This is a genomic window from Tissierella sp. (assembly GCF_052089545.1).
Classification (GTDB): domain Bacteria; phylum Bacillota; class Clostridia; order Tissierellales; family Tissierellaceae; genus Tissierella_A.
Genome location: NZ_JBQDAA010000228.1, coordinates 1 through 3567, shown reverse-complemented (window position 1 = coordinate 3567; position 3567 = coordinate 1). Strand labels below are relative to the sequence as shown.

Sequence of the window (3567 nt, the reverse complement as noted above, 5' to 3'; positions counted from 1 at the left end):
TAAGTTTATCTGGTATAGTATTTAGAGATATTAAAAAATAGTTTTAAATAATGCTTGACAAAAAATATTATAGCTGTTAAGATAGTCAACAAGATAAAGAAAATATAAAAAAAGACTTAGATGAGGAAAGTAAGTATGTGAATACTCTCAAAGAGAGCTCCGGAGTTGGTGTGAAGGAGTAGAGGATAGCAAGCTGAAAATGGCCGCAGAGTTTGAATATCGAAAGTATGCTTTAGATGTTCACGTGTGCACACGTTATAGTGCTAGAGTATTGATGGAGATTTTTTCCTGCGTACTTGATGAGGTACTTATCGCGAGATAAGTATAAACACTTAGGGTGGTACACGAAGCTTTCGTCCCTTTGCTATAAATAGCAGAGGGGTGAAAGCTTTTTTTATTTTCTAAAAATGGAGGGATTAAAATGATTGAAGTGGTGAATGTATCAAAAACTTTTGATGATGGAAAGCGTAGAGTAGAAGCAGTAAAGGATGTTTTCTTAAAAGTAGAAAAAGGTGAAATATATGGAGTTATAGGTTATTCCGGAGCTGGTAAAAGTACGCTTGTAAGATGTATTAATCTTTTAGAAAAACCAAATAAAGGAAAAATCTTATTTAAAGGAGAAGATTTGACTTTACTTAAAGAAAGAGATTTAAGAAATAGAAGGAAAAAGATAGGTATGATATTTCAACACTTTAGTCTTTTTAACTCTAGAAATGTATATCAAAATATAGCTTATCCATTAAGAGGAGCAAAGCTTTCTAAAGAAGATGAAAGAAAAAAAGTATTAGAACTATTAGAGCTAGTAGGACTTAAAGACAAGGAAAAATCATATATATCACAACTTAGTGGAGGGCAAAAGCAAAGGGTAGGTATAGCAAGGGCTTTAGCTAATGATCCAGAAATTCTTCTTTGTGATGAAGCAACTTCAGCGCTAGATCCTAAAACTACCAAATCTATACTATCTTTACTTAAAGAACTAAGAGCTAAGCTTGGTCTTACAATTATCCTAATAACTCATGAGATGGCAGTTATAAAAGAAATATGTGACAGGGTGAGTGTTATGGAAGATGGCAAGATTGTAGAAGATGGAACTACTGTCAAATTATTTAGTAGACCAGAAAACAATGCAACTAGGGAGTTTTTAAATTTAGCTTCAAATCGAAGTAGAATTTATGAAACTTTAAATCTAAAAGAAAATATATTTAACATAAAATCAGGAGATGTTTTAGCTAGAGTTTCATATCTAGGAGAATCTACTGGAGACGCTTTAATATCAAGAGTATCAAAAAAGTACAATTTAGATGTTTCTATACTTTATGGAAGTATAGAAATTTTAGGAAATACTCCAGTAGGAGAATTTATAATATTATTCCATGGAGAAAGAGCGTGCATACAAAAATCAATAAATTATTTTAGAGAAAAAGGACTTATAGTGGAGGTGCTAGACCATGGAAGAGATACTGTTAAAATTCATACCAAATGTTCTTAATAATCAGGCAGAACTCATAAGTAGTTTAAAAGAAACACTCCTAATGGTTTCTATAGCAGGAGGTATTTCACTAGCAATTGGAACAATACTTGGAACTTTTCTAGTTGTAAGTAAAGAGGGAGGTATATTAGAAAATAAGATAATAAATAACATATTAGATAAGATAGTAAACACATTTAGAAGTATACCTTTTATAATTCTTTTAGGAGCGCTTATTCCTGTGACTAGACTAATAGTTGGAACTTCAATAGGTACAAGTGGGGCTATAGTACCTTTAATATTTGGAACTGTACCTTTCTTTTCAAGACAGATAGAAACAGCACTTTGTGAAGTAGACAGAGGTTTGATAGAAGCAGCACAATCCATGGGATCTGGTCCTTGGGAGATAATATTTAGAGTTTATCTAAAGGAAAGTCTTGGAGGAATAATTAGAGGAATTATTATTACATTTGTAAGTCTCATAGGCCTTTCAGCTATGGCAGGTTCTATAGGTGGTGGAGGACTTGGAGATTTTGCAATAAGATATGGTTATCAAAAGTATCAACTAGATGTAACTTATGTAACTATAATAATACTTTTAATATTAGTATCAATAGTTCAAACACTAGGGAATATATGGATTAAAAAAATAAGTCATTAAAGGAGAGAAAAAATGAAAAATACAAAATTATTTATTATAATATTAACATTGGTAGTATTTGGAGCTTTTCTAACAGGGTGTAGTAATAAACCAGCAGTGGATAGTTCTGTAGAGGATAACAAACAAGTTATAAAACTCGGGGTAAATGGTAGTGAAAATGAAGTATGGTCTCATATAAAAAATGAACTAGAAAAAGAAGGAATTACTTTAGAAGTTGTAAGTTTTGGAGACTATACAAGACCTAATATAGCACTGGCAGAAGGGGAAATAGATATAAACTCATTTCAACATTATGCATTCTTTGATAAATTTAAAGAAGAAAGGGATCTGGATTTAACTGCTATAGGGGAAACAATAATAGCACCACTTGGACTTTATTCAGAAAAAATAAAAGATGTTAGTCAACTAAAAAAAGGAGATAAAGTAGCTATACCAAATGATGAAACAAATGGAGGGCGTTCACTAGTCCTACTTCAAACAGCAGGTCTTATAAATTTAGATCCACAATCAGGTCATATTCCCAACCAAAAGGATATAGTAGAAAATAAACTTAACTTAGAATTTATAGAAGTAGATGCATCTAATACAGAAAGAACTTTAGGAGATGTGACAATAGCGGCAATAAATAGTGGAATGGCAGTAGATGCAGGTTTACTACCAAGCAAAGATTCAATATTTTTAGAACCGGTAGATGAAAACTCTAAACCCTATATAAATATTATAGCAGCAAGAACAGAAGATAAGGACAATGAAGCTTATAAAAGAGTAGTAGAATTATATAGAACAGACGAAGTTGAAAAAATAGTAGAAGAACTATATAAAGGATCCCAAAAGATTACATGGTAGGAGGAAGATAAATATGACTATTGAAAAAAGGATAGAAGATGAAAAAGAATATATTGTAAACTTGAGAAGATGGTTTCATCAAAATCCAGAGCCAAGCTTGAAAGAATACAAAACTGCCAGAAAGATTGAAGAAGAGTTAGATAAAATAGGAATTCTACATGAAAGAGTTGGAGAAACTGGAATCATAGGATATGTTGGGAAAGGTAAAGGTAAGACAATAGCACTTAGAGCAGATATAGATGCATTAGAGATAAAGGAGTTAAATGATGTTGAGTATGCTTCTCAAAAAGAAGGTTTAATGCACGCTTGCGGACATGATGCTCACACTGCATCACTTCTTGGAGCAGCAAAGATATTAAAGGAAAAAGAAGGAGAGATAAAGGGTAAAATAAAATTACTTTTTCAACAAGCAGAAGAGATAGGGCAAGGAGCTAGGCAATTTATAAGTCTTGGACATTTAAAGGATGTAGATAGGGTGTTGGGCCTTCATCTAAGATCATCACTTGATACAGGAAAGATAAGTGTAAGACCTGGTCCTATTGCAGCAGCTTGCGACTACTTTAAGGTAAGGATAGAAGGGAAAAGTGGGCAT

General features: G+C 32.3%; 4 protein-coding genes and 1 other annotated feature. All 4 genes read left to right on the top strand.

Annotation, left to right across the window (positions count from 1 at the left end; all coding sequences use genetic code 11):
• The first annotated feature begins 108 nt into the window (after positions 1-108).
• Positions 109-364: a binding site (T-box leader), on the top strand.
• A 57-nt stretch (positions 365-421) separates the two neighbouring features.
• Positions 422-1489 (top strand): methionine ABC transporter ATP-binding protein, encoded by a 1068-nt coding sequence (locus tag ACTHW2_RS12015; RefSeq protein ID WP_442264153.1) that lies wholly within the window; start codon positions 422-424, stop codon positions 1487-1489.
• On the top strand, positions 1449-2129 hold the full coding sequence (locus ACTHW2_RS12010; protein ID WP_442264152.1) for a methionine ABC transporter permease: 681 nt from the start codon (positions 1449-1451) through the stop codon (positions 2127-2129). The genes ACTHW2_RS12015 and ACTHW2_RS12010 overlap by 41 nt, the downstream gene beginning before the upstream one ends.
• A 12-nt stretch (positions 2130-2141) precedes the next feature.
• Positions 2142-2975, top strand: coding sequence for a MetQ/NlpA family ABC transporter substrate-binding protein (locus ACTHW2_RS12005; protein ID WP_442264151.1), 834 nt, complete (start codon positions 2142-2144; stop codon positions 2973-2975).
• Between the two features lie 13 nt (positions 2976-2988).
• Positions 2989-3567: M20 metallopeptidase family protein (locus tag ACTHW2_RS12000; RefSeq protein ID WP_442264150.1), on the top strand; the 579-nt coding region annotated here is incomplete at its 3' end.